Here is a 734-nt window from a genome sequence, read left to right as displayed (position 1 = left end):
GACACTCACACCACACGGATTGTCAGCCGTGTGGGTACACTCGATTTCACCAACTCTTCTTCACCATGAGAAACAACAACAGAAAACCCCGATGCCCCAAAGGACCATCAAGGCGGTTTTCTGGAAGCCCCACCCGCGGCAAACCGCAGGCGGATCTCGATACCCTCACCTGGAGGCGATCGGATTCGAACCGACGACCCCCTGCTTGCAAAGCAGGTGCTCTACCAACTGAGCTACGCCCCCAAAGGAGAACTCCTGGACCAACCGGCCCAACCCGCCGCCACCCCGCAGGGTGCAGCGCGTATGGGCCAGGGAGGACTTGAACCTCCGACCCCACGCTTATCAAGCGTGTGCTCTAACCAACTGAGCTACTGGCCCAAAAACCAGTCCCTTGGATGCGTGCGCCACAGTAGCACACCACGCCTCCGCAAGCCGCAGCGCCCGCAGGCGCCGCACAGGGAAGGATGCGCGGCCAGCGCCCGTTCCAGCCAAAGCCGGAACCGACCAGCCGCAATGCTTGTGCTGCCCAGGGCAGCCAGATCAAAACCAACGAGAGAGCGTCCACGACTTCCGCCGCAGAACAAGTTCAAGGCAAACCAGTGTTGTCGGAGCGTGCACAGCCAGGAACCGAGGTCCCTACCCCATGCCGCATCCTTGAAAGGAGGTGATCCAGCCGCAGGTTCCCCTACGGCTACCTTGTTACGACTTCACCCCAGTCACTGATCCTACCGTGG

General features: G+C 60.9%; 2 tRNA genes and 1 rRNA gene. All 3 read right to left on the bottom strand.

Going from position 1 to position 734, the window contains the following annotated elements:
- Nucleotides 1-170: 170 nt before the first annotated feature.
- A tRNA-Ala gene (locus tag EBE87_RS28515) sits at nucleotides 171-243 on the bottom strand.
- A 61-nt stretch (nucleotides 244-304) separates the two neighbouring features.
- Nucleotides 305-378, bottom strand: a tRNA-Ile gene (locus EBE87_RS28510).
- 279 nt (nucleotides 379-657) lie between these two features.
- A 16S ribosomal RNA gene (locus EBE87_RS28505) occupies nucleotides 658-734 on the bottom strand; the annotation flags it as partial.

It is taken from the genome of Teichococcus wenyumeiae, from assembly GCF_003696345.1.
GTDB classification, from domain to species: Bacteria; Pseudomonadota; Alphaproteobacteria; order Acetobacterales; family Acetobacteraceae; genus Pseudoroseomonas; species Pseudoroseomonas wenyumeiae.
Note: the sequence above shows the minus strand (reverse complement) of the source record. Positions and strands in the feature narration are given on the sequence as shown.